The following is a 23,459-nucleotide window of genomic DNA, read 5'->3' as shown; positions in this document are numbered from 1 at the left end:
CGCCCGACGGACGCGGCCCCGACAGATGTGTGCACGGGACTGCGGACTACAAGGGTACGGGCGGTACGTCCCCCGCGAGGGGTTCGTACCGCCCGAACACTCAAGAACGCACAAGTGCGTCCGCTGCGTCAGACGCGGCGGCGCTTCGGCGGACGGCAGCCGTTGTGCGGGGTGGGGGTGACGTCCTGGATCGAGCCGACCTCGAGGCCAGTGGCCTGGAGGGAGCGGATCGCGGTCTCACGGCCGGAGCCGGGACCCTTGACGAAGACGTCGACCTTGCGCATGCCGTGCTCCTGCGCGCGACGGGCAGCCGACTCGGCGGCCATCTGCGCGGCGAAGGGGGTGGACTTGCGCGAGCCCTTGAAGCCGACGTGGCCGGCGGAGGCCCAGGAGATCACGTTGCCCGCGGGGTCCGTGATCGAGACGATGGTGTTGTTGAACGTGCTCTTGATATGGGCGTGCCCATGAGCGATGTTCTTCTTTTCCTTGCGGCGCACCTTCTTGGCAGCGCCCTGACGACCCTTGGGGGGCATCTAAATCTCCTACGGGAGGTGGTCGGTCCTACAGCGCAAGACCGCTGAACAGGACTACTTCTTGCCCGGCTTCTTCTTACCGGCGATCGCGCGACGCGGGCCCTTACGGGTACGAGCGTTCGTGCTGGTGCGCTGACCGTGCACGGGCAGGCCACGACGGTGGCGAATACCCTGGTAGCACTGGATCTCGACCTTGCGGCGGATGTCAGCCTGGATCTCGCGGCGGAGGTCACCCTCGGTGCGGAGGTTGGCGTCCACGTACTCGCGGATCTTGACCAGGTCCTCTTCGGCCAGGTCACGAACGCGGGTGTCGGGGTTCACACCGGTGGCCGCAAGGATTTCCTTGGACCGGGTGCGACCGACACCGAAGACGTAGGTAAGTGCGATCTCCACACGCTTTTCGCGCGGGATGTCAACACCGGAAACGCGTGCCATTCAATGGCTCCTGTGTGTTCGGGGGTCTTCCGCAGAACCGAACCCCGACCGCCGACCACACCTTTTGGGTGGTGGTACGTCCGGGTCCCCGGCCCCCGCCGGAGGTGCCGCCGGTCCTGGTCAGGACTGGGCGGGTTCTACGTATGTACGTTTACTTACGTCGCGCGAAGAACTGCGTAGTGCAGGTCGGTCGGCGTGCGTCAGCCCTGGCGCTGCTTGTGGCGCAGGTTGTCGCAGATGACCATGACCCGACCGTGACGGCGGATCACCTTGCACTTGTCGCAGATCTTCTTGACGCTCGGCTTGACCTTCATGTTGGTGAGGTTCTCCGGGTCAGTGCCACCACCCGCGCCGGGACAAGACGTCCGGACGGGAGTGACGACAAGATCTACTTGTATCGGTAGACGATCCGGCCACGCGTCAGGTCGTACGGAGAGAGCTCCACGACGACCCGGTCATCAGGGAGGATGCGGATGTAGTGCATGCGCATCTTGCCGCTGATGTGCGCGAGGACCTTGTGACCGTTCTGGAGTTCCACCCGGAACATCGCGTTCGGGAGGGACTCGATCACGGTGCCCTCGATTTCGATGGCACCTTGCTTCTTGGCCACGCTTCGCCTTTCGAATCGGCTACCTTGATCAGCTCCCCGCCTCCGCATGAGGACATGCAGGTGCAAAGGAGCCGACGAGTCAGTCTACGTCAGGGCCCACTGAAAGACGAATCCGGAAAGTGTGCCCTACAGGATAGATCATCAATCCTGCCCATACCGGTCGTCCCAGCCGGGCCGGCCCTGCACGGTCCGGCGGATCAGCCCAGCGGATCCGGCGCCGTGGACACTCCGTACTCGGCCAGCTTCGCCTTGCCGCAGTCCGGGGAGGTCAGCACGATCGGCCCCTCCTCGGTCAGTGCGATGGAGTGCTCCCAGTGCGAGGACCAGGTCCCGTCCGTGGTGATGACCGTCCAGTCGTCCGCCAGGACCTCCGTCTGGGCCGTGCCCAGGGAGACCATCGGCTCGATCGCCAGGCACAGGCCCGGGACGAGCTTGATGCCCTTGCCACGCTTGCGCGAGACGTAGTTCAGCAGGTGCGGGTCCATGTGCATCTCGGAACCGATGCCGTGGCCGCCGTAGTCCTCGATGATCCCGAACTTGCCGAGGCTGTGCTCGCCCGTGGACGGACGCGGCTGCCGCTTGATGTAGGTCTCGATCGCCTTCGAGATGTCCACGAGGCGGTTGCCGAGCTTCATGGCGGCGATCCCGGCCCACATGGACTCCTCGGTCACCCGGGAGAGCTCCACGAGCTCAGGAGCGTGCCCAGAGCCCACGAAGGCCGTGTAGGCGGCGTCGCCGTGCCAGCCCTCGACGATCGCGCCGGCGTCGATCGAGATGATGTCCCCGTCCTTGAGGACCGTCTTGTCGTCGGGGATGCCGTGGACGACCACCTCGTTGACCGAGGTGCAGATGGTCGCGGGGAACCCGCCGTAGCCGAGGAAGTTCGACTTCGCACCGGCGTCCGCGATGACCTTGCGGGCCACCATGTCCAGGTCCCGTGTCGTGGCGCCCGGCACGGCCGCCTCACGGGTCGCCGCGTGGATCGCCGCGACGACCAGTCCCGCCTCGCGCATCTTCACGATCTGCTCGGGGGTCTTGATCTGCACCATGGACGGGCCTTCCACCTTCGGGTTCGGGTCTTCTCAACAGTACGGCCGCGGCGTCCTGGGGACACCGCGGCCGTGGCTGCACTACGGGGGAGCTACTTCTTCAGGGCGTCCATCGCGCGCTTCGTGACGTCCTTGACCTCACCCAGCGCCGGGATCGTCGACACGAGGCCCTGGGCCTTGTAGTAGTCGATGATCGGCTCGGTCTGCGTGTGGTAGACGTCCAGCCGGTTGCGCACGGCATCCTCGGTCTGGTCCTCGCGCACGTACAGCTCGCCGCCGTCGATGTCGCAGACGCCCTCGACCTTCGGCGGCCGGTAGGCCACGTGGAAGATGTGCGAGCTGTCGTTGCGGCAGGTACGGCGACCGGCGAGGCGCTTGACGACCTCGTCCTCCTCGACCTCCAGGTCGAGGACGGCGTCGAGGCTCATGCCCTCGGCCTTCAGCATCACGTCGAGGGCCTCGGCCTGCGACACGTTGCGGGGGAAGCCGTCGAGCAGGAAGCCGCCGGCGGCGTCGGCCTGCTCCATGCGGTCCTTGGCCATGCTGATGGTCACCTCGTCCGGGACGAGGTCACCCGCGTCCATGAACGCCTTGGCGCGCCGGCCCAGCTCGGTGCCCTGACTGATGTTGGCCCGGAACAGGTCGCCCGTGGAGATGTGCGGGATGGAGAGGGTCTTGGCAAGCACGGTCGCCTGCGTTCCCTTGCCCGCACCGGGCGGTCCGACGAGGACGATTCGCATCAGCGGAGGAACCCTTCGTAATTACGCTGCTGGAGCTGGCTCTCGATCTGCTTCACGGTTTCCAGACCCACACCCACGATGATCAGGATGCTCGTCCCGCCGAACGGGAAGTTCTGGTTCGCCCCGAAGCCTGCCAACGCCATCGTCGGCACAAGAGCGATGAGACCCAGGTACAGCGACCCCGGCCAGGTGATCCGGTTGAGTACGTAACTGAGGTACTCGGCGGTGGGCCGACCGGCGCGGATGCCCGGGATGAACCCACCATACTTCTTCATGTTGTCTGCAACTTCCTCGGGGTTGAACGAGATCGCCACGTAGAAGAACGCGAAGAAAACGATCAGGAGGAAGTAGGTCGCGATGTAGTACGGGTGGTCGCCCTTGACGAAGTGCTTCTGGATCCAGTTGGCCCAGCCGGCGGTGGAACCGCTGAACTGGACGATCAGCGCCGGGATGTACAGCAGCGACGAGGCGAAGATGACCGGGATGACACCGGCCTGGTTCACCTTGAGCGGGATGTACGTCGACGTGCCGCCGTACGCACGGCGGCCGATCATGCGCTTCGCGTACTGGACCGGGATCCGACGCTGCGCCTGCTCGACGAAGACCACGAGGGCCACCATCGCGAGGCCGACCAGGATGACCACGCCGAACTCGACCCAGCCGTCCGCGATCTTGCCCTGGAGCTTGATCTGCCAGAGGGCGCCGGTGAAGCCGGCGGCGATCGAGATGAACATCAGGATCGACATGCCGTTGCCGATGCCGCGGTCGGTGATGAGCTCACCGAGCCACATCACGAGGCAGGTGCCGGCGGTCATGGTGAGCACCATGACGACGGTGGTGAAGATCGACCGGTCCGGAACGATCTGGTCCTTGACCGTGCAGCCCTGGAAGAGGGCGCCGCTGCGGGCCGTGGCGACGAGGCCGGTTCCCTGCAGGATCGCGAGCGCGACCGTCAGATAGCGCGTGTACTGAGTGATCTTCGACGTGCCGGACTGACCCTCTTTTTTGAGGTTCTCCAGCTTCGGGATGACCACGGTCAGCAGCTGCAGAATGATGCTCGCCGTGATGTAGGGCATGATGCCGAGCGCGAAGATCGTGATCTGCAGCAGCGCACCGCCGCTGAACATGTTGACGAGGCCGAACAATCCGCCGCTCTGGCCGGACGCCTGGTCAACACAGATCTGAACGTTCACGTAGCTCACGCCGGGGACCGGTACATGGGACCCGAGCCGATACAGCACGATGATGCCGAGCGTAAAGAGCAGCTTGTTGCGCAGGTCGGGCGTCTTGAACGCCCGGGCGAACGCGGTGAGCACGGTGCCTCCTGCGACCCCCGCGCTACTGCGTCAGAGGTGACGGTCTGAGGGATCTACGAATGTTTACAAGCAAAGGTGCAGGCCACCATACCGGCGTCTGCACCTCCCGGGGAACGACCAACCGGGGATGCCCCATATGTGAGGCACCCCCGGTCGGGTTTCTAGCTATTTGTCACTGAGTTCGTCTTAGACGAGCTCGGTCACAGAGCCACCAGCGGCGGCAATCTTCTCCTTGGCGGAGCCGGAAACGGCGTCAACCGAAACCTGCAGCGCCACGGAGATCTCGCCCTGGCCCAGGACCTTGACGAGGCTGTTCTTGCGAACCGCGCCCTTGGCGACCAGGTCGGCCACCGTGACCTCTCCACCCTCGGGGTAGAGAGCGCCGAGCTTGTCCAGGTTCACGACCTGGAACTCGGTGCGGAACGGGTTCTTGAAGCCCTTGAGCTTCGGCAGACGCATGTGGAGGGGCATCTGCCCACCCTCGAAGCGCACCGGGATCTGGTAACGGGCCTTCTGGCCCTTGGTACCACGACCAGCCGTCTTACCCTTCGACGCCTCACCACGACCGACACGGGTCTTCGCGGTCTTGGCACCGGGGGCGGGACGGAGGTTGTGGGCCTTCAGCGGGCTGTTCTCAGCCATGTTAGTCAACCTCCTCAACCGTCACGAGGTGGCGGACGGTGTGAACCATTCCGCGGAACTCGGGGCGGTCCTCCTTGACGACGACGTCGTTCAGGCGCTTGAGCCCGAGCGAACGCAGCGTGTCGCGGTGGTTCTGCTTGCTGCCGATGTACGACTTGATCTGCGTGACCTTGAGGCGAGCCATTACGCACCCGTCCCGGCACGTGCACGAAGCAGAGCCGCGGGAGCGACGTCCTCGAGGGGCAGACCACGGCGAGCCGCGATCTCCTCGGGACGCTGCAGGCCCTTGAGGGCCGCCACGGTCGCGTGCACGATGTTGATCGCGTTGGAAGAGCCGAGCGACTTCGACAGGATGTCGTGAACGCCGGCGCACTCCAGAACGGCGCGCACCGGGCCACCGGCGATAACGCCGGTACCGGGGGCGGCCGGCTTCAGAAGCACGACGCCCGCAGCACGCTCGCCCGTGATCGGGTGAGGAATCGTGCCCTGGATGCGGGGAACCTTGAAGAAGGACTTCTTCGCTTCCTCGACACCCTTGGCGATGGCCGCGGGAACTTCCTTGGCCTTGCCGTAACCGACACCTACAGTGCCGTCACCGTCGCCCACCACGACCAGCGCGGTGAAGCTGAAGCGGCGACCACCCTTGACTACCTTGGCGACGCGGTTGATCGCGACAACGCGCTCAACGTAAGCGGTCTTCTCGGCGGCAGGGCCACCGTCGCGACCCTTCCGGTCCCGCCGCTCGCCGCCACCGGCACCGCTTCCGCGGCGCTGGGGTCCAGCCATTGGATTACCTCTCTCTGTTACGTCCGTGAGTCCCGGAACCGGGGCTTAGAACTTCAGCCCGGCTTCGCGGGCGGCGTCAGCCAGAGCGGCAATGCGCCCGGCGTATCGGTTGCCACCGCGGTCGAACACGACGGTCTCGACACCCGCAGCCTTGGCACGCTCGGCGACGAGCGCGCCGACGGCCTGGGCCTGGGCGCTCTTGTCGCCTTCGCCACCGCGGATCGAGGTGTCCAGGGTCGACGCGGACGCCAGGGTGTGACCCTGGAGGTCGTCGATGACCTGAGCAACGATGTTGCGGTTGGAACGCGTCACGACGAGGCGCGGACGCTCCGCCGTACCCGAGACGTTCTTGCGGATGCGAATGTGGCGTCGGGCCTTGGCGGCACGCTTGTACGCGTCGCCCTTGGCGATCTTTACACCGTATGCCATGGCTACTTACCAGCCTTTCCGACCTTGCGGCGGATGACTTCGCCGGCGTACTTGACACCCTTGGCCTTGTACGGGTCGGGCTTCCGCAGCTTGCGGATGTTGGCGGCGACCTCGCCGACCTTCTGCTTGTCGATGCCCTCGACCGAGAACTTGGTGGGCGACTCGACCTTGAAGGAGATGCCCTCGGGCGCCTCGATCACGATGGAGTGGCTGTAGCCAAGCTGGAACTCCAGGGTGGAGCCCTTCGCGGCGACGCGGTAACCGACACCGCTGATCTCGAGAGCCTTGACGTATCCCGCGGTCACGCCGGTGATCATGTTCGCCACCAGCGTGCGGGACAGGCCGTGCAGGGCCTTGTTCTGACGCTCGTCGTTGGGGCGGGTGACGTTGAGAACGCCGTCCTCACCCTTGACGATCTCGATCGGCGCAGCGACGGTGTGCGAGAGGGAACCCTTGGGGCCCTTCACCGCGACCGTGCGGCCATCGATGGTGACGTCCACACCGGCGGGAACCTGGATGGGGAGCTTGCCGATTCGCGACATTGCTTTTCCTCCGTTCCCGACTACCAGACGTAGGCGAGGACTTCCCCACCTACGCCCTTCTTGCCTGCCTGCTGGCCGGTGAGCAGACCGTGGGACGTGGAGATGATCGCCACGCCCAGGCCGCCGAGCACCTTAGGCAGGTTGGTGGACTTCGCGTACACGCGCAGACCGGGCTTCGAGATCCGCTTGATGCCCGCAATGGAGCGCTCACGGTTCGGCCCGAACTTCAGCTCGAGGACGAGGTTCTTGCCGACCTCGGCATCCTCGACCTTCCAGCCGGTGATGAAACCCTCTTGCTTGAGGATCTCCGCGATGTGCGACTTGATCTTGCTGTGCGGCATCACGACGGAGTCGTGGTACGCCGAGTTAGCGTTACGCAGACGCGTGAGCATGTCTGCGATCGGGTCAGTCATGGTCATGAAGTGGCCTTCGGCCTCTCTCGCCGGGGTTTCCTGTATGCGCCATCCCTCTCCCCACTCAGTGGCGGGACGGGTGCGGTGCGGGGACCTACGGCGTAGTAAGTCGTTATGGGCGGCGGACGCCCAACCACACAAGCCTAAGGCATGCGCGGCCGGGCATCCGCCGACCAGATGCTTACCGAGAGTGCCTGGAAGTTCCCAAGTCCTTGCGGACGAGAGGGAATTACCAGGAGCTCTTGGTCACGCCCGGCAGCTCGCCACGGTGAGCCATCTCACGAAGGCACACGCGGCACAGGCCGAACTTGCGGTACACGGAGTGGGGGCGACCGCAGCGCTGGCAGCGGGTGTACGCACGCACACCGAACTTGGGCTTACGGGCAGCCTTCGCGATGAGAGCCTTCTTCGCCATCTCGCTTACGCCTCCTTGAAGGGGAAGCCGAGGTGACGAAGGAGGGCGCGGCCCTCATCGTCGTTGGTCGCCGTGGTGACCACGGTGATGTCCATACCCCGGGTACGGTCGATCTTGTCCTGGTCGATCTCGTGGAACATGACCTGCTCCGTGAGACCGAAGGTGTAGTTGCCACGGCCGTCGAACTGCTTCGGCGACAGACCACGGAAGTCACGGATACGCGGCAGCGCGAGCGACAGCGTACGGTCCAGGAACTCCCACATGCGGTCACCGCGGAGGGTGACGTGGCAGCCGATCGGCTGACCCTCGCGCAGCTTGAACTGCGCGATGGACTTGCGGGCCTTCGTGACGGCCGGCTTCTGACCGGTGATCGTCGTCAGGTCCTTGATGGCGCCGTCGATCAGCTTGGAGTCGCGGGCGGCGTCGCCCACACCCATGTTGACCACGATCTTCACGAGGCCGGGAATCTGCATGACGTTCTCGTAGGAGAACTCTTCACGCAGCTTGCCCGCGATGTCCTCGCGGTACTTCGTCTTGAGACGCGGAGTGGTAGCCATCAGATGTCCTCACCCGTCCGCTTGGCAACGCGGATCTTGTTGCCCTCGTCATCGAAGCGGAAACCGACGCGGGTAACGACCTTCTGGCCGTCCTTCTCCACAACCAGCTGAACGTTGCTGACGTGGATCGGCGCCTCGGTGATCACGATGCCACCGGTCTGCGAGCCACCAGCGGTCTGGCCGGCCTTGGTGTGCTTCTTGACCCGGTTGACACCCTCGACGAGGACACGGTTCTCAGTAGGGATGGCCAGAATGACCTTGCCCTGCTTGCCCTTGTCCTTACCGGTGATGACCTGAACCAGGTCGCCCTTCTTGATCTTCATGCTTACAGCACCTCCGGCGCGAGCGAGATGATCTTCATGAACTTCTTCTCGCGCAGCTCACGGCCCACCGGGCCGAAGATACGGGTGCCACGAGGGTCGCCGTCGTTCTTCAGAATGACGGCGGCGTTCTCGTCGAAGCGGATGTACGAGCCGTCCTGGCGGCGGCGTTCCTTCACGGTGCGAACGATGACAGCCTTGACGACGTCACCCTTCTTCACGTTGCCACCGGGGATCGCGTCCTTGACGGTGGCAACGATCACGTCACCGATGCCCGCGTAGCGGCGCCCGGAGCCACCGAGAACACGGATGCAAAGGATCTCCTTGGCACCAGTGTTGTCGGCGACACGCAGTCGCGACTCCTGCTGGATCACGTCTATCTCCTGTTTGTCTGCCGGTTCCCGGCGGGGGCATCACTCCGAAGAGCTACCGCCCCCACCGAGCCTGGCGGAACGAACCTGAGGGGCCCCTGGGCGTGATGCCCAGGGCCTCAGATAATTACTTGGCCTTCTCGAGGATCTCGACGATGCGCCAGCGCTTGCTCGCCGACAGCGGACGCGTCTCCATGATGATGACGCGGTCGCCGACGCCGGCAGCGTTCTGCTCGTCGTGAGCCTTGAGCTTGTTCGTACGGCGGATGACCTTGCCGTACAGCGCGTGCTTCACGCGGTCCTCGACAGCGACGACGACGGTCTTGTCCATCTTGTCGCTGACGACGAGACCCTCACGGGTCTTGCGGAAGCCTCGGTCAGTCGTCTCAGTCACGTTCTTCTCGCTCATCAGGCGCTCTCCACCGTCTCGATACCGAGCTCACGCTCGTGCATCAGGGTGTAGATGCGAGCGATGTCCTTACGGACGGACCTGAGCCGGCCGTTGTTCTCCAGCTGACCCGTGGCCGCCTGGAAGCGCAGCTTGAACAGCTCTTCCTTGGCCTCGCGCAGCTTGCCAACGAGCTCCTCGTTGCCGAGCTCACGGAGCTCGGACGCCTTGGTTCCCGTCGCCATCACGACTCACCTGCCTCGCGCCGAACAATCCGGCACTTCATCGGAAGCTTGTGAGCAGCGCGGGTGAGCGCCTCACGAGCAATCTTCTCGTTCGGGTAGGACAGCTCGAACATGACCCGGCCCGGGTGCACGTTCGCGATCCACCACTCGGGAGAACCCTTACCGGAACCCATGCGGGTCTCGGCAGGCTTCTTCGTCAGGGGACGGTCCGGGTAAATGTTGATCCAGACCTTGCCGCCACGCTTGATGTGGCGGGTCATCGCGATACGAGCCGCCTCGATCTGGCGGTTCGTCACGTAGGCCGGGGTAAGCGCCTGGATGCCGTACTCGCCGAACGAGACCTCAGTACCGCCCTTGGCCATACCGCGGCGCTTCGGGTGGTGCTGCTTGCGGTGCTTGACCCTACGAGGGATCAGCATGTCGGTCAGGCCTCCGTTCCGGTGCTCTCGGCCGGAGCGGCGGCGGGAGCGTCGGCCTTGGGGGCCTCGACACCAGCAGCCTGCTGCGGCTTGCGGCCACCACGGCCGCCGCGCTCGCCACCACGGCCACCACGGCCGGCGGGACGGTCGCCAGCGCCTGCGGCACCACGGGCCGGGCGGTTACCCGCACGGGCCGCAGCGTTCTCGGCGCGAACCTCGGCGATGTTCTTGACGTCGCCCTTGTAGATCCAGACCTTCACACCGATACGGCCGAAGGTGGTCTTGGCCTCGAAGAAGCCGTAGTCCACGTTCGCGCGGAGGGTGTGCAGCGGCACACGGCCTTCGCGGTAGAACTCGGAGCGGGACATCTCGGCGCCGCCGAGACGACCGCCACACTGGATCTTGATGCCCTTGGCGCCGGCCTTCATCGTGCCCTGCATGCTCTTACGCATGGCGCGACGGAAGGAGACGCGGGAGGAAAGCTGCTCGGCAACGGCCTGCGCGACGAGCTGAGCGTCGACCTCGGGGTTCTTGACCTCGAGGATGTTCAGCTGCACCTGCTTGCCCGTGAGCTTCTCGAGGTCACCGCGAATGCGGTCGGCCTCGGCGCCACGGCGACCGATGACGATGCCCGGACGAGCGGTGTGGATGTCCACACGCACGCGGTCACGGGTGCGCTCGATCTCAACCTTCGAGATGCCGGCGCGCTCCATGCCGGACGTCATCATCCTGCGGATGGCGACGTCTTCCTTGACGTAGTCCTTGTACAGCTTGTCGGCGTACCAACGCGACTTGAAGTCGGTGGTGATGCCGAGCCGGAACCCGTGCGGGTTTACCTTCTGGCCCATTACCGGGAACCTTCCTTGCTGCTGACGACCACGGTGATGTGGCTGGTCCGCTTGCGGATCCGGTAGGCACGGCCCTGTGCACGCGGACGGAACCGCTTCAGGGTCGGGCCCTCGTCCACGTACGCCTCGCTGATGACCAGCGTGTTGGCGTCCGGGTGGTTGTAGTTGTGTGCGGCATTGGCAATGGCGCTGTCGAGCACCTTGCCAACCGGCACGCTCGCGGCCTGCGGGGCGAAACGCAGGACCGCCTGAGCCTCCGTGGCATCCATGCCACGGATAAGGTCCACCACTCGGCGGGCCTTCATGGGCGTGACGCGGATGTACCGCGCCTGGGCCCTGGCTTCCATGGTTGTCCCTTCGGTGTAAGTCATAGTCATAACCACCCCGCCTTTAGCGGCGCTTCGACTTCCGGTCGTCCTTGACGTGGCCGCGGAAGGTGCGAGTCGGCGAGAACTCGCCGAGCTTGTGGCCGACCATCGACTCGGTGACGAACACCGGGACGTGGATCTTGCCGTTGTGCACCGCGATGGTGTGACCCAGCATGGCCGGGATGATCATCGAGCGACGGGACCAGGTCTTAATGACGGTCTTGGTACCGGCTTCGTTCTGAACGTCCACCTTCTTAATGAGGTGTCCGTCGACGAAGGGTCCCTTCTTGAGACTGCGCGGCATCTAAACCCGCTCCTAGCGCTTCTTGTTCGTCTTGCGGCGGCGGACGATGTACTTGCTCGAAGCCTTCTTCGGCGAGCGAGTACGACCCTCCTTCTGACCCCACGGGGAGACCGGGTGGCGACCACCACTGGTCTTACCCTCACCACCACCGTGCGGGTGGTCGACCGGGTTCATCGCGACACCGCGGACGGAGGGGCGAACGCCCTTCCAGCGCATGCGGCCGGCCTTGCCCCAGTTGATGTTCGACTGCTCGGCGTTGCCGACCTCACCGACGGTGGCGCGGCAGCGCGCGTCGACGAGACGGATCTCACCGGACGGCATACGAAGGTGGGCCATGGTGCCCTCCTTCGCCAGCAGCTGCACGGAGGCACCAGCGGAGCGGGCGAACTTCGCGCCACCACCGGGACGGAGCTCGATCGCGTGGATCGTGGTACCGACCGGGATGTTGCGGAGTGCCAGGTTGTTACCGGGCTTGATGTCGGCCGTGGGGCCATTCTCAATCCGGTCACCCTGCTTCAGGTTCTTCGGCGCAATGATGTAGCGCTTCTCACCGTCGGCGTAGTGCAGGAGCGCGATGCGCGCAGTGCGGTTGGGGTCGTACTCGATGTGCGCGACCTTGGCCGGCACGCCGTCCTTGTCGTGACGACGGAAGTCGATCACGCGGTAGGCGCGCTTGTGTCCACCACCCTGGTGGCGAACAGTGATCCGGCCGGTGTTGTTACGGCCGCCCTTGCTGTGCAGAGGGCGAACCAGCGACTTCTCCGGCGTGGACCGCGTGATCTCGACAAAGTCGGCGACGCTGGAGCCACGACGGCCCGGGGTCGTCGGCTTGTACTTGCGGATACCCATTTCTCAGTCCTCGTCCGATTCCGGACGACTAGACCTCCGTTAGGAGGCCTGGCCGCCGAAGATGTCGATTCGGTCGCCCTCAGCGAGGGTCACGATGGCGCGCTTGGTGTTCGCGCGCTTGCCGAAACCGGTCTTGGTGCGCTTGCGCTTACCCTGACGGTTGATCGTGTTGACCCCGGTGACCTTGACCGAGAAGACCGCTTCCACGGCCTGCTTGATCTGGGTCTTGTTCGAGCCCGGCGCGACGATGAACGTGTACTTGTTCTCGTCGAGCAGCGCGTAGCTCTTCTCCGAGACAACCGGCTTGATCAGCAGGTCGCGCGGGTCAGTGAAGGTCTTGCTGGTAACGGTCGCCTCAGACATCAGGCGTCGCTCCCTTCGGTCTCGTCGGCCTTGGGGCCAGACACGAAGGACTCGAAAGCGGCCTGAGTGAAGACCACGTCGTCAGAGACGATCACGTCGTACGTGTTCAGCTGGCCCGGCTCCAGGATGTGCACCTGGGGCAGGTTGCGGGCGGACAGCCACGCGGCCTCGTCGGCGCGGTCGACGACCAGGAGCAGGTTCTTGCGCTCCGAGATCTTGCCGAACAGCGTCTTCGCGGCCTTCGTGGAGGCGGCACCCTCGACCACACCGGTGACGATGTGGATGCGGGAGTGGCGCGCACGGTCCGACAGGGCACCACGGAGAGCGGCGACCTTCATCTTCTTCGGGGTCCGCTGCGAGTAGTCACGCGGCTGCGGGCCGTGGACGACGCCACCGCCGACGAACTGCGGAGCGCGGGTGGAACCCTGGCGAGCGCGGCCGGTGCCCTTCTGGCGGTACGGCTTGCGGCCACCACCACGGACTTCGCCACGACGCTTGGTCTTGTGCGTGCCCTGACGGGCAGCAGCCAGCTGAGCGACAACGACCTGGTGGATCAGCGGAATGCTGGTCTTGGCGTCGAAGATCTCCGCGGGGAGATCGACGGTACCGGCCTTGTCGCCTGCCGGCGAAAGGATGTCAATGGTGCTCATTACCTCAAGCCCCCTTGGCCGCGGTACGGACCAGGACGAGGCCGCCGTTCGGACCGGGGACCGCACCCTTGATAAGGAGCAGACCCTTCTCCGCGTCAACCGCGTGGATGGTCAGGTTCTGGGTGGTGACACGCTCGTTACCCATACGACCGGCCATGCGCATGCCCTTGAAGACACGCCCAGGGGTGGCGCAGCCACCGATCGAACCGGGGGAGCGGTGCTTGCGCTGCACGCCGTGACCGGCGCCGAGGCCCTTGAAGTTGTGACGCTTCATGACACCGGCGAAGCCCTTGCCCTTGCTGTTGCCCGTGACGTCAACCTTGACGCCGGACTCGAACACAGCAGCGGTGATCTCCTGGCCGAGCGTGTACTCGCTGGCGTCAGAGGTGCGGAGCTCCACCAGGTGGCGGCGCGGGGTTACGTCAGCCTTGGCGAAGTGACCCTTGAGGGGCTTGTTCACCTTGCGCGGGTCAATCTCGCCGAAGGCGATCTGGACCGACTCGTAGCCATCGATTTCGTTCTTGCGGACCTGGGTAACGACGCAGGGCCCGGCCTTGACGACGGTCACCGGGACGACACGGTTGTTCTCGTCCCAGACCTGGGTCATGCCGAGCTTCTCGCCCAGGACGCCCTTGATCTGCTTTGCCATCTTCTCCGTGCCTCTCAGAGCTTGATCTCGATGTCAACGCCGGCCGGAAGGTCCAGGCGCATCAGCGAGTCAACGGTCTTGGGCGTCGGGTCGAGGATGTCGATCAGGCGCTTGTGCGTGCGCATCTCGAAGTGCTCGCGCGAGTCCTTGTACTTGTGCGGAGACTTGATGACGCAGTACACGTTCTTCTCAGTGGGCAGCGGCACCGGGCCCGCGACCGACGCACCAGTGCGCGTCACCGTCTCGACGATCTTCTTCGCCGACGAATCGATGACCTCGTGGTCGTAGGCCTTGAGCCGGATGCGGATCTTCTGTCCCGCCATGGCTACTCCGTAGTCCTGTCTGTTGTGGAAACGCTCTGGTATCCGATCGGCTTGCGGATCACTCCGCCGCTTCCCTCCGACCCACGCGGTCGGGCGTGTCGCGCTCCCTCTACAGAAAATTCCCATACGGAAATTCCCTCGTCCAAGGGGGCGCGGTCCCAAGACCGCAGATCGGGGGCAAACACCACCCGAGTACCTGGTAGGCGCCGTGCTGACACTTCCCAGAAGATTCCCGTACGTCCGCCCCATTGCTGCCCCGAGAGGCAGGTAAGGCGACGAGTACTGTGGGACTCGCTTCCGGTCCTCCCGGCGGGAGGCGCGCAGCATCGGCACTCAGCCGAGCAACTTGAGTAGTCTGCCATACGAGACACGTATGGCGCCAATCGGGCGGAAGAGAATACCCCGCCACGCTGAGTGGTCAAACTGCACCACGCTGCGGGGATCCCCTTGCCCCGGCGCGTGGCTTCAGGCTGCGCCGCCGCCCCTGTCCGCGTCTTCCGGCGCCGCGAAGGCGGGCAGTGCCAGGGCCCCCGCCAGCTGCTCGCGCCAGTCGGCGAGCGGGGGCAGGCCGGCCTCGGCCCAGCGGTCGTGCGCGAGCACGCTGAACGCCGGACGTACAGCGGGGCGTACGAACGCGGCGGATCCGGTGGGCCGGATCCGCTCGGGGTCCAGTCCGCTCAGCCGGTAGGTCTCGCGGGCCAGTCCGAACCAGGTGGTCCGGCCGCTCGCGGTGCCGTGGTAGATCCCACCGGGGGCGCGGCCCGCCAGGGCCGCCCGGCCGAGCTCGACGAGGCGGGTTGCCAGCGCGTAGGACCAGGTGGGCTGGCCGTGCTGATCGTCGACCACGTCCAGGGTGTCCCGCCGGGCGGCCAGCTTGAGCATGGTGGCGACGAAGTTCGGGCCGTGCTCGCCGTACAGCCAGGCGGTGCGGACCACGTAGCCGTCCTGTGGCAGCAGCTCGGCCACGGCGTGCTCGCCGGCCAGCTTGGAACGGCCGTACGCGTTGACCGGGCCGGTCGCGGAGTCCTCGGCGTACGGCTGCGCGGCGTCGCCGGGCAGCACGTAGTCGGTGGAGACGTGCAGCAGGCGGGCGCCGGCCGCGGCGCAGGCCTCGGCCAGGACGCGTACACCGGTGCCGTTGACGGCGGTGGCGGCCTCTTCCGCGCTCTCCGCACCGTCGACGTCGGTCCAGGCGGCGCAGTTCACGACCACGGCCGCGCCCTCGACCGAGGCCCGGACGGCGGCCGGGTCGGTGATGTCGAGATCGCTCCGGCGCAGGCCCACGGCCTCGGTGCGGGCCTCCTCGAGGACGGCCAGGACGTCCTGGCCGAGCATGCCGGCGGCGCCGGTGACGAGCCAGCGCGCGCCGGCCGGGTTGTCGGTCGCCTCGACTGCCTCCGCGGCGCTCACTTCCGCAGCGCCGCCTTGGCCTTCAGGGGCTCCCACCAGGCGCGGTTCTCGCGGTACCAGTCGATGGTCGCCGCGATGCCCTCTTCGAAGGTGACCTGCGGGGTGTAGCCGAGCTCGGAGCCGATCTTGCCGATGTCGATGGAGTACCGCAGGTCGTGGCCCTTGCGGTCCTCGACGCGCTCGACCATCTCCCAGCCCAGGCCGGCGGCTTCCAGCAGGAGGCCGGTGAGCTCCTTGTTGGTGAGCTCGACGCCGCCGCCGATGTTGTAGACCTCGCCGCCGCGGCCCTTGCGCATGGCCAGGTCGATGCCGCGGCAGTGGTCGGAGACGTGCAGCCAGTCGCGCACGTTGCCGCCGTTGCCGTACAGCGGGACCTTCTTGCCGTCCATCAGGTTCGATACGAACAGCGGGATGAGCTTCTCCGGGAACTGGTGGTGCCCGTAGTTGTTCGAGCAGCGCGTGACCACGACGTCCATGCCGTGCGTACGGGCGTAGGCCAGCGCGAGCAGGTCGGAGGAGGCTTTCGAGGCGGAGTACGGGGAGTTGGGCGCCAGGGGCCACTCCTCGGTCCAGGAGCCCTCGCTGATCGAGCCGTACACCTCGTCGGTGGAGATGTGCACGAAGCGGCCGACGCCGTGCTTGCGGGCGGCGTCCAGGAGGACCTGGGTACCCACCACGTTGGTCATCACGAAGGGGCCTGCGCCGGCGATCGAGCGGTCCACGTGGGACTCGGCCGCGAAATGCACGACGACGTCGTGGCCGGGCATCACTCGGTCGACGGCCTCGGCGTCGCAGATGTCGCCTTTGACGAAGGAGTAGCCGGCATGACCGGCGACCGGGGCGAGGTTGGCTTCGACACCGGAATACGTCAACTTGTCGAAGACGGTGATCTCGGCCGCGGGGTCCGAACCGAGCTGCTGGCGGACGAATTCTGAACCGATGAAACCGGCGCCACCGGTCACAAGGATGCGCATAATACGAAGAGTCTAGTCGCTCGCCTACTCAGCCCCCAGGTCGTTCGGCCGCTCCGACACGGGCTCGGACCGCACCCCTTCTTTGCTCTCACAGAGGGTTGGCCGCATGCGTGGAATCGTCTTAGCCGGGGGCACCGGATCCCGACTCTGGCCGCTGACGCGGGCCGTGTCGAAGCAGCTGTTGCCCGTCTTCGACAAACCGATGATCTACTACCCGCTCTCGACGCTGGTCATGGCCGGGATCAGCGAGATCCTCGTCATCACCACCCCGGACGACCGCGACCAGTTCGAGCGTCTGCTCGGCGACGGCTCGCAGTTCGGCGTCCGGCTGGAGTACGCCGTCCAGGAGCGCCCCGAGGGGATCGCCCAAGCCTTCGTGCTCGGCGCCGACTTCATCGGCGACGACTCCGTCGCCCTGATCCTCGGCGACAACATCTTCCACGGCAGTGGCCTCGGCACCCGCCTGGCGCAGCACACCGACTCCAAGGGCGGCCGGGTCTTCGCGTACCCGGTGGCGGACCCGACGGCGTACGGCGTGGTCGAGTTCGACGAGGACGGCCAGGCCATCTCCATCGAGGAGAAGCCGGAGCACCCCAAGTCCCGTTACGCCGTGCCCGGTCTGTACTTCTACGACAACCGGGTCGTGGAGATCGCGCACGGCCTGAAGCCCAGCGCCCGCGGCGAGTTGGAGATAACGGCGGTCAACGACGCCTACCTCCAGGCCGGTGAACTGACCGTCACCGTCCTCGACCGCGGTACCGCCTGGCTCGACACGGGAACCTTCGTGTCGATGGTGCAGGCCTCGGAGTTCGTGCGCGTGATAGAGGAGCGGCAGGGCCTCAAGATCGGCTGCATCGAGGAAGCCGCCTGGCGGGCGGGCCTCATCGACTCCGCACAGCTGCGCGCGCTGGCCGGGCCCCTCACCAAGAGCGGCTACGGGGACTACCTGATCGGTCTGCTCGAAGAGGAGGCCGCGCGATGAAGTTCCGCGAGCTCTCCATCGAGGGCGCCTTCGAGATCACCCCCCAGCAGCACGGCGACCCGCGCGGCATGTTCATGGAGTGGTACCGCTTCGACCGGCTCGCCGAGGTCGTCGGGCACCCGCTGAACCTGGCGCAGGCCAACCTCTCGGTCTCCCAGCGCGGTGTGGTCCGCGGCCTCCACTACGCCGACGTCCCGCGCGGCCAGGCCAAGTACCTCACCTGCGTACGCGGCGCCCTGCTGGACGTCATCGTGGACCTGCGGGTCGGTTCCCCCACCTTCGGCCGCTGGGAGGGCGTCCGGCTGGACGACGTGGACCGCCGTGCCGTCTACATCCCCGAGGGCATGGGCCACGGCTTCTGTGCGCTGAGCGACGACGCCACACTGTCCTACCTCTGCTCGGAGACGTACCACCCGGCGGGGGAGCACTCGGTCCACCCGCTCGACCCCGGCCTGGGCATCGAATGGCCGGCGGACGTCCCGCTGCTGTCCGCCCGCGACGAGGCGGCCCCCTCGGTGGCCGACGCCGCGGCGTCCGGCCTGCTGCCGGACTACGCCGCCTGCGTCGAGTTCACGCGGTCCCTGCGGGTGGAGTAGCCGCCGCACACGAAGCTGCGTACGGAGCCGCGTGCGCCGGGCGGGCACACGCGGGCCGGTACGACGAAGGGCCCCTTCCCCGTCGCGTGAACGACGGGGAAGGGGCCCTCCTGTCAAACATGGTGCTCGTTCGCACGAGCTACCAGGTCAGAACACGAATTACTTCGTGATCTTGATGACCTGGCCGGCGCCCACGGTACGACCACCCTCACGGATGGCGAACTTGAGGCCCTCCTCCATGGCGACCGGCTGAATCAGCGCGACCGTCATCTCGGTGTTGTCGCCCGGCATGACCATCTCCGTGCCGGCCGGCAGGGTGACAACACCCGTGACGTCCGTGGTACGGAAGTAGAACTGGGGACGGTAGTTGTTGAAGAAGGGGGTGTGACGGCCACCCTCGTCCTTCGACAGGATGTAGGCCTGGGCCTCGAACTCGGTGTGCGGCGTGACCGAACCCGGCTTGATGATGACCTGGCCGCGCTCGACGTCCTCGCGCTTGATGCCACGGAGGAGCAGACCGACGTTCTCGCCCGCCTGGCCCTCGTCGAGCAGCTTGCGGAACATCTCGATGCCGGTGACCGTGGTGGTGGTCTTGGCTTCCTTGATACCGATGATGTCAACGGTCTCGTTGACCTTCAGGATACCGCGCTCGATACGGCCGGTGACGACGGTACCGCGACCGGTGATCGTGAAGACGTCCTCGACGGGCATGAGGAACGGCAGCTCGGTGTCACGCGGGGGCGTCGGGATGAAGTCGTCGACGGCGGCCATGAGGCCGAGAAGCTTCTCGCCCCACTCCTTGTCGCCCTCGAGCGCCTTCAGCGCGGAGACGCGGACGACCGGAAGGTCGTCACCCGGGAAGTCGTAGTCCGACAGGAGCTCACGAACCTCGAGCTCGACGAGCTCCAGGATCTCCTCGTCGTCCACCATGTCGGCCTTGTTCAGGGCGACGACGATGGAGGGGACGCCGACCTGGCGGGCCAGGAGCACGTGCTCCTTGGTCTGCGGCATCGGGCCGTCGGTGGCGGCGACCACGAGAATCGCGCCGTCCATCTGCGCGGCACCGGTGATCATGTTCTTGATGTAGTCCGCGTGACCGGGGCAGTCAACGTGGGCGTAGTGACGCGCCTCGGTCTGGTACTCGACGTGCGCGATGGAGATGGTGATACCGCGCTGGCGCTCTTCGGGAGCCTTGTCGATCTGGTCGAAGGCCGAGGCCTCGTTCAGGTCCGGGTACGCGTCGTGCAGCACCTTGGTAATGGCGGCCGTAAGGGTCGTCTTACCGTGGTCAATGTGACCGATGGTGCCGATGTTGACGTGCGGCTTAGTCCGCTCGAACTTCGCCTTCGCCACGGGGTCCTCCTGGAGAGTGGTTCTGTACGCCTTACTCATCGGCGCCAGGTGATCTTTGCTGGATAGCCGGTTCCCCGGGGGCAACGGGAGGGTTACTCCTGTTGCCCCAGAGGCTCCGGTGACAAGCCTAAAGCGTGTACTCGGAAGAGTTACTCGCCCTTGGCCTTCGCGATGATCTCCTCAGCGACGTTCCGGGGAACCTCGGCGTAGGAGTCGAACTGCATCGAGTAGCTGGCGCGACCCGAGGTCTTGCTGCGGAGGTCTCCGACGTAGCCGAACATCTCCGAGAGGGGCACGAGGCCCTTCACGAGGCGAGCACCGTGACGCTCCTCCATGGCCTGGATCTGGCCACGGCGGGAGTTGATGTCGCCGATCACGTCACCCATGGACTCTTCGGGCGTGGTGACCTCAACGGACATCATCGGCTCGAGGAGCACGGGAGAAGCCTTGCGCGCGGCCTCCTTGAAGGCCTGCGAACCGGCGATCTTGAAGGCGAGCTCGGAGGAGTCGACCTCGTGGTAGCCACCGTCGAGAAGGATGACGCGGACGCCAGTCATCTCGTAGCCGGCGAGGATGCCGAACTTCATGGCTTCCTGCGCACCCGCGTCGACCGAGGGGATGTACTCCCTCGGGATGCGGCCACCGGTGACCTTGTTCACGAACTCGTACGCCGGACCGTCGGCCTCGAGGATCGGCTCGATCGCGATCTGCACCTTGGCAAACTGACCGGTACCACCGGTCTGCTTCTTGTGGGTGTAGTCGTGACGCTCCACCGTCTGGCGGATCGTCTCGCGGTAAGCGACCTGCGGCTTGCCGACGTTGGCCTCGACCTTGAACTCGCGCTTCATACGGTCGACCAGCACCTCGAGGTGCAGCTCGCCCATACCACCGAGGATGGTCTGACCGGTCTCTTCGTCCGAGTGAACGTGGAAGGAGGGGTCCTCCTCCGCGAGAGACTGGATGGCGACACCCAGCTTCTCCTGGTCACCCTTGGACTTGGGCTCGATGGCGACCTGGATGACCGGAGCCGGGAAGTCCATGGACTCCAGGATCACGGGTGCCTTGTCGTCACACAGCGTCTCACCAGTGGTGGTCTGCTTCAGGCCCATGACGGCGACGATGTCACCGGCGCCCACCGCGGCGATCTCTTCACGCTTGTTCGCGTGCATGCGGTAGATCTTGCCGATGCGCTCCTTCTTGCCCTTGACGGAGTTCAGCACCGCAGTGCCGGCCTCCAGGCGGCCCGAGTAAACCCGGACGAAGGTGAGCTTACCGAGGTGCGGGTCGCGCATGATCTTGAACGCGAGAGCCGAAAGGGGCTCCTCGTCCGAAGGCTTGCGCTTCACGACGACCTCGGCGTCCCGGACGTCGTGGCCTTCGATGGCCTCGATGTCCAGGGGCGACGGGAGGTAACGGATGACGGCGTCGAGCAGGGGCTGAACGCCCTTGTTCTTGAACGCCGTGCCACAGAACACCGCGGTGATCGTGGCGCCGTCGCCCTTGCCGGAACCGATGATGATGCGGCGCACGGCCTCGTGCAGCTGGTCCGCGGTGGGCTCGATGCCCTCGAGGAACAGCTCCATGAGCTGGTCGTCGTTCTCGGCGACCGTCTCGACGAGCTTGGCGTGCCACTCTTCAGCGGCTTCCTTGTGGGTGTCCGGGATGTCGACGATGTCGTACATCTCGCCCTTGGTCGCCTCGGCGGACCAAACGAACGCCTTCATGGTGACCAGGTCGACAACGCCCTGGAAGTCCATCTCGGAGCCGATGGGGAGCTGCATGACGATCGGAACCGCACCGAGGCGGTCCTTGATCATGTCGACACAGCGGTGGAACTCGGCGCCGGTGCGGTCCAGCTTGTTGACGAAGCAGATGCGCGGCACGCCGTAGCGGTCCGCCTGACGCCAGACAGTCTCGGACTGCGGCTCTACGCCGGCCACACCGTCGAAGACGGTGACGGCGCCGTCGAGGACGCGGAGCGAACGCTCCACCTCGACGGTGAAGTCGACGTGACCCGGGGTGTCGATGATGTTGATGGTGTGGTCAACATCGTCGAGCGGCCAGTGGCAGGTCGTAGCGGCAGACGTGATGGTGATACCACGCTCCTGCTCCTGCTCCATCCAGTCCATCGTGGCAGCGCCGTCGTGGACTTCACCGATCTTGTAAGACACACCGGTGTAGAACAGGATGCGCTCGGTGGTGGTCGTCTTGCCCGCGTCGATGTGAGCCATGATGCCGATGTTGCGCACCTTGGCCAGGTCAAGCGAAGTGGTAGCCATATCGGCTCAGTCTTCTCTCGGTCTCGATGTGGGTTTGGACTACCAGCGGTAGTGCGCGAAGGCCTTGTTGGACTCGGCCATCTTGTGCGTGTCCTCACGCTTCTTGACGGCAGCGCCAAGACCGTTCGAGGCGTCGAGCAGCTCGTTCATGAGGCGCTCGGTCATGGTCTTCTCACGACGGGCGCGGGAGTAACCCACGAGCCAGCGGAGGGCCAGGGTCGACTGACGACCCGGCTTGACCTCGATCGGCACCTGGTAGGTGGCGCCACCGACACGGCGGGACTTGACCTCAAGCGACGGCTTGACGTTCTCCAGCGCGCGCTTCAGCGTGATGACCGGGTCGTTGCCGGTCTTCTCGCGGAGGCCTTCCATGGCGCCGTAAACGATGCGCTCGGCGGTGGAGCGCTTGCCGTTCATGAGGATCTTGTTGATGAGCGAGGTCACCAGAGGAGATGCATAGACCGGGTCGATGATGACCGGGCGCTTCGGGGCGGGGCCCTTACGAGGCATTTCTACTTCTCCTTCTTGGCGCCGTAGCGGCTGCGGGCCTGCTTGCGGTTCTTGACAGCCTGCGTGTCAAGCGCACCGCGGATGATCTTGTAACGAACACCCGGCAGGTCCTTCACACGGCCACCACGCACGAGCACGATGGAGTGCTCCTGCAGGTTGTGTCCCTCACCCGGAATGTAGGCCGTGACCTCGATGCCCGAGGTCAGACGCACACGCGCGACCTTACGGAGCGCCGAGTTCGGCTTCTTCGGGGTAGTCGTGAACACACGCGTGCAGACGCCGCGACGCTGGGGCGAAGCCTCAAGCGCGGGGGTCTTGGTCTTCTCGACCTTGTCCTGCCGGCCCTTACGGACCAGCTGCTGGATCGTAGGCACTACTTCTCCGGTTTCTGTGTGCCGTGTAGTGAAGCTAACCTGGAACATTTGCCGACCCACGCGGTCGGGTGTGTCGGATCCGGCGGACCTCCACGCAAGCGTGGAAACGCATGAATCGCGGTGGCTGATACGGCTCAAGTGCGGTTGATGGACACGCACAGGAGCCCAGGCACACCCCAGGCACAAGGTCTGAGCGTACCCACCGCATCCACTCCGGTCAAAACAAAAGCCCCTGCCCCCCTACGCCGAAGTACCCGCAGGCCAGTCGCCACAAGGCCGAGGCCCCGATGCGGCCCCTCCGACGTGCGGTGGTGGTGCGCATGTGCTAAACGGAGGCCGCCGCCCCCGAGGCCCGCGGCGGCTCCTCGCCCTCGGGCCCCCACCAGGACCATCCCCCCTCTCCCCCACCCCCTGCTC

At 65.7% G+C, this 23,459-nt stretch carries 36 protein-coding genes; 2 read left to right on the top strand and 34 right to left on the bottom strand.

The window, feature by feature from the left end:
* Positions 1 to 128: 128 nt before the first annotated feature.
* The 30 genes from rpsK to rfbB all read right to left on the bottom strand — a co-directional run bounded on the left by rpsK (position 129) and on the right by rfbB (position 16,948).
* Entirely contained in the window at positions 129 to 533 is a 405-nt protein-coding gene (gene rpsK, locus OTB20_RS38275) for a 30S ribosomal protein S11 (RefSeq protein WP_267751561.1), read from the bottom strand.
* A 54-nt stretch (positions 534 to 587) separates the two neighbouring features.
* The gene (rpsM, locus tag OTB20_RS38270) at positions 588 to 968 is read right to left on the bottom strand and encodes a 30S ribosomal protein S13 (RefSeq protein ID WP_008739674.1); all 381 of its coding nucleotides are present in this window, start codon (positions 966 to 968) and stop codon (positions 588 to 590) included.
* 200 nt (positions 969 to 1,168) lie between these two features.
* Complete coding sequence (gene rpmJ, locus OTB20_RS38265; RefSeq protein WP_003956441.1) at positions 1,169 to 1,282, bottom strand: 50S ribosomal protein L36; 114 nt, start codon at positions 1,280 to 1,282, stop codon at positions 1,169 to 1,171.
* Positions 1,283 to 1,356: 74 nt separating this feature from the next.
* Complete coding sequence (gene infA, locus OTB20_RS38260; protein WP_014047798.1) at positions 1,357 to 1,578, bottom strand: translation initiation factor IF-1; 222 nt, start codon at positions 1,576 to 1,578, stop codon at positions 1,357 to 1,359.
* Between the two features lie 197 nt (positions 1,579 to 1,775).
* A complete protein-coding gene (map, locus tag OTB20_RS38255) occupies positions 1,776 to 2,627 on the bottom strand; it encodes a type I methionyl aminopeptidase (RefSeq protein WP_267824532.1) in 852 nt (283 codons plus the stop codon).
* 92 nt (positions 2,628 to 2,719) lie between these two features.
* Entirely contained in the window at positions 2,720 to 3,367 is a 648-nt protein-coding gene (locus OTB20_RS38250) for an adenylate kinase (RefSeq protein WP_267824531.1), read from the bottom strand.
* Entirely contained in the window at positions 3,367 to 4,683 is a 1,317-nt protein-coding gene (gene secY / locus OTB20_RS38245) for a preprotein translocase subunit SecY (RefSeq protein WP_267751566.1), read from the bottom strand. Before secY ends, OTB20_RS38250 begins: the two co-directional genes overlap by 1 nt.
* A 186-nt stretch (positions 4,684 to 4,869) precedes the next feature.
* Positions 4,870 to 5,325 (bottom strand): 50S ribosomal protein L15, encoded by a 456-nt coding sequence (gene rplO, locus OTB20_RS38240; RefSeq protein WP_267824530.1) that lies wholly within the window; start codon positions 5,323 to 5,325, stop codon positions 4,870 to 4,872.
* Between the two features lies 1 nt (position 5,326).
* Entirely contained in the window at positions 5,327 to 5,509 is a 183-nt protein-coding gene (gene rpmD, locus OTB20_RS38235) for a 50S ribosomal protein L30 (RefSeq protein WP_112447741.1), read from the bottom strand.
* Positions 5,509 to 6,111, bottom strand: coding sequence for a 30S ribosomal protein S5 (gene rpsE / locus OTB20_RS38230; protein WP_267824529.1), 603 nt, complete (start codon positions 6,109 to 6,111; stop codon positions 5,509 to 5,511). The genes rpmD and rpsE overlap by 1 nt, the downstream gene beginning before the upstream one ends.
* A 45-nt stretch (positions 6,112 to 6,156) precedes the next feature.
* Complete coding sequence (gene rplR / locus OTB20_RS38225) at positions 6,157 to 6,540, bottom strand: 50S ribosomal protein L18 (RefSeq protein ID WP_008739696.1); 384 nt, start codon at positions 6,538 to 6,540, stop codon at positions 6,157 to 6,159.
* A 2-nt stretch (positions 6,541 to 6,542) separates the two neighbouring features.
* Positions 6,543 to 7,082 carry a 50S ribosomal protein L6 gene (rplF, locus tag OTB20_RS38220; protein WP_267824528.1) on the bottom strand — a complete coding sequence of 180 codons (540 nt, stop codon included), beginning with the start codon at positions 7,080 to 7,082 and terminating at the stop codon, positions 6,543 to 6,545.
* Between the two features lie 20 nt (positions 7,083 to 7,102).
* Entirely contained in the window at positions 7,103 to 7,501 is a 399-nt protein-coding gene (gene rpsH, locus OTB20_RS38215) for a 30S ribosomal protein S8 (protein ID WP_008739698.1), read from the bottom strand.
* A 223-nt stretch (positions 7,502 to 7,724) separates the two neighbouring features.
* Positions 7,725 to 7,910 carry a type Z 30S ribosomal protein S14 gene (locus OTB20_RS38210; protein ID WP_003956452.1) on the bottom strand — a complete coding sequence of 62 codons (186 nt, stop codon included), beginning with the start codon at positions 7,908 to 7,910 and terminating at the stop codon, positions 7,725 to 7,727.
* Positions 7,911 to 7,915: 5 nt separating this feature from the next.
* Positions 7,916 to 8,467: a 50S ribosomal protein L5 gene (rplE, locus tag OTB20_RS38205; RefSeq protein ID WP_030388859.1), complete on the bottom strand. Its 552-nt coding sequence runs from the start codon at positions 8,465 to 8,467 to the stop codon at positions 7,916 to 7,918.
* Positions 8,467 to 8,790: a 50S ribosomal protein L24 gene (gene rplX / locus OTB20_RS38200; protein ID WP_215023444.1), complete on the bottom strand. Its 324-nt coding sequence runs from the start codon at positions 8,788 to 8,790 to the stop codon at positions 8,467 to 8,469. The genes rplE and rplX overlap by 1 nt, the downstream gene beginning before the upstream one ends.
* 2 nt (positions 8,791 to 8,792) lie before the next feature.
* A complete protein-coding gene (gene rplN / locus OTB20_RS38195) occupies positions 8,793 to 9,161 on the bottom strand; it encodes a 50S ribosomal protein L14 (protein WP_003956455.1) in 369 nt (122 codons plus the stop codon).
* Between the two features lie 124 nt (positions 9,162 to 9,285).
* Positions 9,286 to 9,567, bottom strand: a complete 282-nt coding sequence (gene rpsQ, locus OTB20_RS38190; RefSeq protein WP_112447744.1) for a 30S ribosomal protein S17 — start codon at positions 9,565 to 9,567, stop codon at positions 9,286 to 9,288.
* Positions 9,567 to 9,791 (bottom strand): 50S ribosomal protein L29, encoded by a 225-nt coding sequence (gene rpmC / locus OTB20_RS38185; protein ID WP_073912892.1) that lies wholly within the window; start codon positions 9,789 to 9,791, stop codon positions 9,567 to 9,569. Before rpmC ends, rpsQ begins: the two co-directional genes overlap by 1 nt.
* A complete protein-coding gene (gene rplP / locus OTB20_RS38180) occupies positions 9,791 to 10,210 on the bottom strand; it encodes a 50S ribosomal protein L16 (protein ID WP_030026326.1) in 420 nt (139 codons plus the stop codon). The genes rpmC and rplP overlap by 1 nt, the downstream gene beginning before the upstream one ends.
* 5 nt (positions 10,211 to 10,215) lie before the next feature.
* On the bottom strand, positions 10,216 to 11,058 hold the full coding sequence (rpsC, locus tag OTB20_RS38175; RefSeq protein WP_254387361.1) for a 30S ribosomal protein S3: 843 nt from the start codon (positions 11,056 to 11,058) through the stop codon (positions 10,216 to 10,218).
* Positions 11,058 to 11,405, bottom strand: a complete 348-nt coding sequence (rplV, locus tag OTB20_RS38170) for a 50S ribosomal protein L22 (protein ID WP_267751662.1) — start codon at positions 11,403 to 11,405, stop codon at positions 11,058 to 11,060. Before rplV ends, rpsC begins: the two co-directional genes overlap by 1 nt.
* A gap of 43 nt (positions 11,406 to 11,448) precedes the next feature.
* Complete coding sequence (gene rpsS / locus OTB20_RS38165; RefSeq protein WP_112447747.1) at positions 11,449 to 11,730, bottom strand: 30S ribosomal protein S19; 282 nt, start codon at positions 11,728 to 11,730, stop codon at positions 11,449 to 11,451.
* Positions 11,731 to 11,742: 12 nt separating this feature from the next.
* Positions 11,743 to 12,579, bottom strand: coding sequence for a 50S ribosomal protein L2 (rplB, locus tag OTB20_RS38160; protein WP_112447748.1), 837 nt, complete (start codon positions 12,577 to 12,579; stop codon positions 11,743 to 11,745).
* Positions 12,580 to 12,618: 39 nt separating this feature from the next.
* Positions 12,619 to 12,942: a 50S ribosomal protein L23 gene (rplW, locus tag OTB20_RS38155; RefSeq protein ID WP_214946847.1), complete on the bottom strand. Its 324-nt coding sequence runs from the start codon at positions 12,940 to 12,942 to the stop codon at positions 12,619 to 12,621.
* Positions 12,942 to 13,592 carry a 50S ribosomal protein L4 gene (gene rplD, locus OTB20_RS38150; RefSeq protein ID WP_267751575.1) on the bottom strand — a complete coding sequence of 217 codons (651 nt, stop codon included), beginning with the start codon at positions 13,590 to 13,592 and terminating at the stop codon, positions 12,942 to 12,944. Before rplD ends, rplW begins: the two co-directional genes overlap by 1 nt.
* Positions 13,593 to 13,596: 4 nt before the next feature.
* Positions 13,597 to 14,241, bottom strand: coding sequence for a 50S ribosomal protein L3 (gene rplC / locus OTB20_RS38145; protein ID WP_112447750.1), 645 nt, complete (start codon positions 14,239 to 14,241; stop codon positions 13,597 to 13,599).
* A 14-nt stretch (positions 14,242 to 14,255) separates the two neighbouring features.
* A complete protein-coding gene (rpsJ, locus tag OTB20_RS38140; RefSeq protein WP_003948644.1) occupies positions 14,256 to 14,564 on the bottom strand; it encodes a 30S ribosomal protein S10 in 309 nt (102 codons plus the stop codon).
* A 465-nt stretch (positions 14,565 to 15,029) separates the two neighbouring features.
* On the bottom strand, positions 15,030 to 15,899 hold the full coding sequence (gene rfbD / locus OTB20_RS38135) for a dTDP-4-dehydrorhamnose reductase (RefSeq protein WP_420716582.1): 870 nt from the start codon (positions 15,897 to 15,899) through the stop codon (positions 15,030 to 15,032).
* A 71-nt stretch (positions 15,900 to 15,970) separates the two neighbouring features.
* The gene (rfbB, locus tag OTB20_RS38130; RefSeq protein WP_267824526.1) at positions 15,971 to 16,948 is read right to left on the bottom strand and encodes a dTDP-glucose 4,6-dehydratase; all 978 of its coding nucleotides are present in this window, start codon (positions 16,946 to 16,948) and stop codon (positions 15,971 to 15,973) included.
* A gap of 106 nt (positions 16,949 to 17,054) precedes the next feature.
* Here rfbB and rfbA point away from each other — a divergent pair, with 106 nt between their 5' ends.
* Positions 17,055 to 17,930: a glucose-1-phosphate thymidylyltransferase RfbA gene (gene rfbA / locus OTB20_RS38125; protein ID WP_267824525.1), complete on the top strand. Its 876-nt coding sequence runs from the start codon at positions 17,055 to 17,057 to the stop codon at positions 17,928 to 17,930.
* The gene (gene rfbC / locus OTB20_RS38120) at positions 17,927 to 18,526 is read left to right on the top strand and encodes a dTDP-4-dehydrorhamnose 3,5-epimerase (RefSeq protein WP_267824524.1); all 600 of its coding nucleotides are present in this window, start codon (positions 17,927 to 17,929) and stop codon (positions 18,524 to 18,526) included. The genes rfbA and rfbC overlap by 4 nt, the downstream gene beginning before the upstream one ends.
* 159 nt (positions 18,527 to 18,685) lie before the next feature.
* Here rfbC and tuf read toward each other — a convergent pair whose 3' ends face one another.
* The 4 genes from tuf to rpsL form a co-directional block, all read right to left on the bottom strand.
* Complete coding sequence (gene tuf, locus OTB20_RS38115; RefSeq protein ID WP_267751582.1) at positions 18,686 to 19,879, bottom strand: elongation factor Tu; 1,194 nt, start codon at positions 19,877 to 19,879, stop codon at positions 18,686 to 18,688.
* A gap of 149 nt (positions 19,880 to 20,028) precedes the next feature.
* Entirely contained in the window at positions 20,029 to 22,158 is a 2,130-nt protein-coding gene (fusA, locus tag OTB20_RS38110; RefSeq protein ID WP_267824523.1) for an elongation factor G, read from the bottom strand.
* A gap of 39 nt (positions 22,159 to 22,197) precedes the next feature.
* The gene (gene rpsG, locus OTB20_RS38105; RefSeq protein ID WP_267751584.1) at positions 22,198 to 22,668 is read right to left on the bottom strand and encodes a 30S ribosomal protein S7; all 471 of its coding nucleotides are present in this window, start codon (positions 22,666 to 22,668) and stop codon (positions 22,198 to 22,200) included.
* A gap of 2 nt (positions 22,669 to 22,670) precedes the next feature.
* Positions 22,671 to 23,042, bottom strand: a complete 372-nt coding sequence (rpsL, locus tag OTB20_RS38100) for a 30S ribosomal protein S12 (protein ID WP_007265893.1) — start codon at positions 23,040 to 23,042, stop codon at positions 22,671 to 22,673.
* Positions 23,043 to 23,459: the final 417 nt, after the last annotated feature.

The sequence above is a fragment of the Streptomyces sp. H27-H1 genome (genome assembly GCF_026627445.1).
Lineage (GTDB): Bacteria > Actinomycetota > Actinomycetes > Streptomycetales > Streptomycetaceae > Streptomyces.
This window is presented reverse-complemented; position numbering and strand designations above follow the sequence as displayed.

What these genes read in the sequence shown, in the direction of transcription:
- rpsK (WP_267751561.1), bottom strand. Translation starts at nt 533, where the DNA reads ATGCCCCCCAAGGGTCGTCAGGGCGCTGCCAAGAAGGTGCGCCGCAAG.
- rpsM (WP_008739674.1), bottom strand. Translation starts at nt 968, where the DNA reads ATGGCACGCGTTTCCGGTGTTGACATCCCGCGCGAAAAGCGTGTGGAG.
- rpmJ (WP_003956441.1), bottom strand. Translation starts at nt 1,282, where the DNA reads ATGAAGGTCAAGCCGAGCGTCAAGAAGATCTGCGACAAGTGCAAGGTG.
- map (WP_267824532.1), bottom strand. Translation starts at nt 2,627, where the DNA reads ATGGTGCAGATCAAGACCCCCGAGCAGATCGTGAAGATGCGCGAGGCG.
- OTB20_RS38250 (WP_267824531.1), bottom strand. Translation starts at nt 3,367, where the DNA reads ATGCGAATCGTCCTCGTCGGACCGCCCGGTGCGGGCAAGGGAACGCAG.
- rplO (WP_267824530.1), bottom strand. Translation starts at nt 5,325, where the DNA reads ATGGCTGAGAACAGCCCGCTGAAGGCCCACAACCTCCGTCCCGCCCCC.
- rpmD (WP_112447741.1), bottom strand. Translation starts at nt 5,509, where the DNA reads ATGGCTCGCCTCAAGGTCACGCAGATCAAGTCGTACATCGGCAGCAAG.
- rpsE (WP_267824529.1), bottom strand. Translation starts at nt 6,111, where the DNA reads ATGGCTGGACCCCAGCGCCGCGGAAGCGGTGCCGGTGGCGGCGAGCGG.
- rplR (WP_008739696.1), bottom strand. Translation starts at nt 6,540, where the DNA reads ATGGCATACGGTGTAAAGATCGCCAAGGGCGACGCGTACAAGCGTGCC.
- rplF (WP_267824528.1), bottom strand. Translation starts at nt 7,082, where the DNA reads ATGTCGCGAATCGGCAAGCTCCCCATCCAGGTTCCCGCCGGTGTGGAC.
- rpsH (WP_008739698.1), bottom strand. Translation starts at nt 7,501, where the DNA reads ATGACCATGACTGACCCGATCGCAGACATGCTCACGCGTCTGCGTAAC.
- OTB20_RS38210 (WP_003956452.1), bottom strand. Translation starts at nt 7,910, where the DNA reads ATGGCGAAGAAGGCTCTCATCGCGAAGGCTGCCCGTAAGCCCAAGTTC.
- rplE (WP_030388859.1), bottom strand. Translation starts at nt 8,467, where the DNA reads ATGGCTACCACTCCGCGTCTCAAGACGAAGTACCGCGAGGACATCGCG.
- rplX (WP_215023444.1), bottom strand. Translation starts at nt 8,790, where the DNA reads ATGAAGATCAAGAAGGGCGACCTGGTTCAGGTCATCACCGGTAAGGAC.
- rpsQ (WP_112447744.1), bottom strand. Translation starts at nt 9,567, where the DNA reads ATGAGCGAGAAGAACGTGACTGAGACGACTGACCGAGGCTTCCGCAAG.
- rpmC (WP_073912892.1), bottom strand. Translation starts at nt 9,791, where the DNA reads ATGGCGACGGGAACCAAGGCGTCCGAGCTCCGTGAGCTCGGCAACGAG.
- rplP (WP_030026326.1), bottom strand. Translation starts at nt 10,210, where the DNA reads ATGCTGATCCCTCGTAGGGTCAAGCACCGCAAGCAGCACCACCCGAAG.
- rpsC (WP_254387361.1), bottom strand. Translation starts at nt 11,058, where the DNA reads ATGGGCCAGAAGGTAAACCCGCACGGGTTCCGGCTCGGCATCACCACC.
- rplV (WP_267751662.1), bottom strand. Translation starts at nt 11,405, where the DNA reads ATGGAAGCCAGGGCCCAGGCGCGGTACATCCGCGTCACGCCCATGAAG.
- rpsS (WP_112447747.1), bottom strand. Translation starts at nt 11,730, where the DNA reads ATGCCGCGCAGTCTCAAGAAGGGACCCTTCGTCGACGGACACCTCATT.
- rplB (WP_112447748.1), bottom strand. Translation starts at nt 12,579, where the DNA reads ATGGGTATCCGCAAGTACAAGCCGACGACCCCGGGCCGTCGTGGCTCC.
- rplW (WP_214946847.1), bottom strand. Translation starts at nt 12,942, where the DNA reads ATGTCTGAGGCGACCGTTACCAGCAAGACCTTCACTGACCCGCGCGAC.
- rplD (WP_267751575.1), bottom strand. Translation starts at nt 13,592, where the DNA reads ATGAGCACCATTGACATCCTTTCGCCGGCAGGCGACAAGGCCGGTACC.
- rplC (WP_112447750.1), bottom strand. Translation starts at nt 14,241, where the DNA reads ATGGCAAAGCAGATCAAGGGCGTCCTGGGCGAGAAGCTCGGCATGACC.
- rpsJ (WP_003948644.1), bottom strand. Translation starts at nt 14,564, where the DNA reads ATGGCGGGACAGAAGATCCGCATCCGGCTCAAGGCCTACGACCACGAG.
- rfbD (WP_420716582.1), bottom strand. Translation starts at nt 15,899, where the DNA reads ATGCTCGGCCAGGACGTCCTGGCCGTCCTCGAGGAGGCCCGCACCGAG.
- rfbB (WP_267824526.1), bottom strand. Translation starts at nt 16,948, where the DNA reads ATGCGCATCCTTGTGACCGGTGGCGCCGGTTTCATCGGTTCAGAATTC.
- rfbA (WP_267824525.1), top strand. Translation starts at nt 17,055, where the DNA reads ATGCGTGGAATCGTCTTAGCCGGGGGCACCGGATCCCGACTCTGGCCG.
- rfbC (WP_267824524.1), top strand. Translation starts at nt 17,927, where the DNA reads ATGAAGTTCCGCGAGCTCTCCATCGAGGGCGCCTTCGAGATCACCCCC.
- fusA (WP_267824523.1), bottom strand. Translation starts at nt 22,158, where the DNA reads ATGGCTACCACTTCGCTTGACCTGGCCAAGGTGCGCAACATCGGCATC.
- rpsG (WP_267751584.1), bottom strand. Translation starts at nt 22,668, where the DNA reads ATGCCTCGTAAGGGCCCCGCCCCGAAGCGCCCGGTCATCATCGACCCG.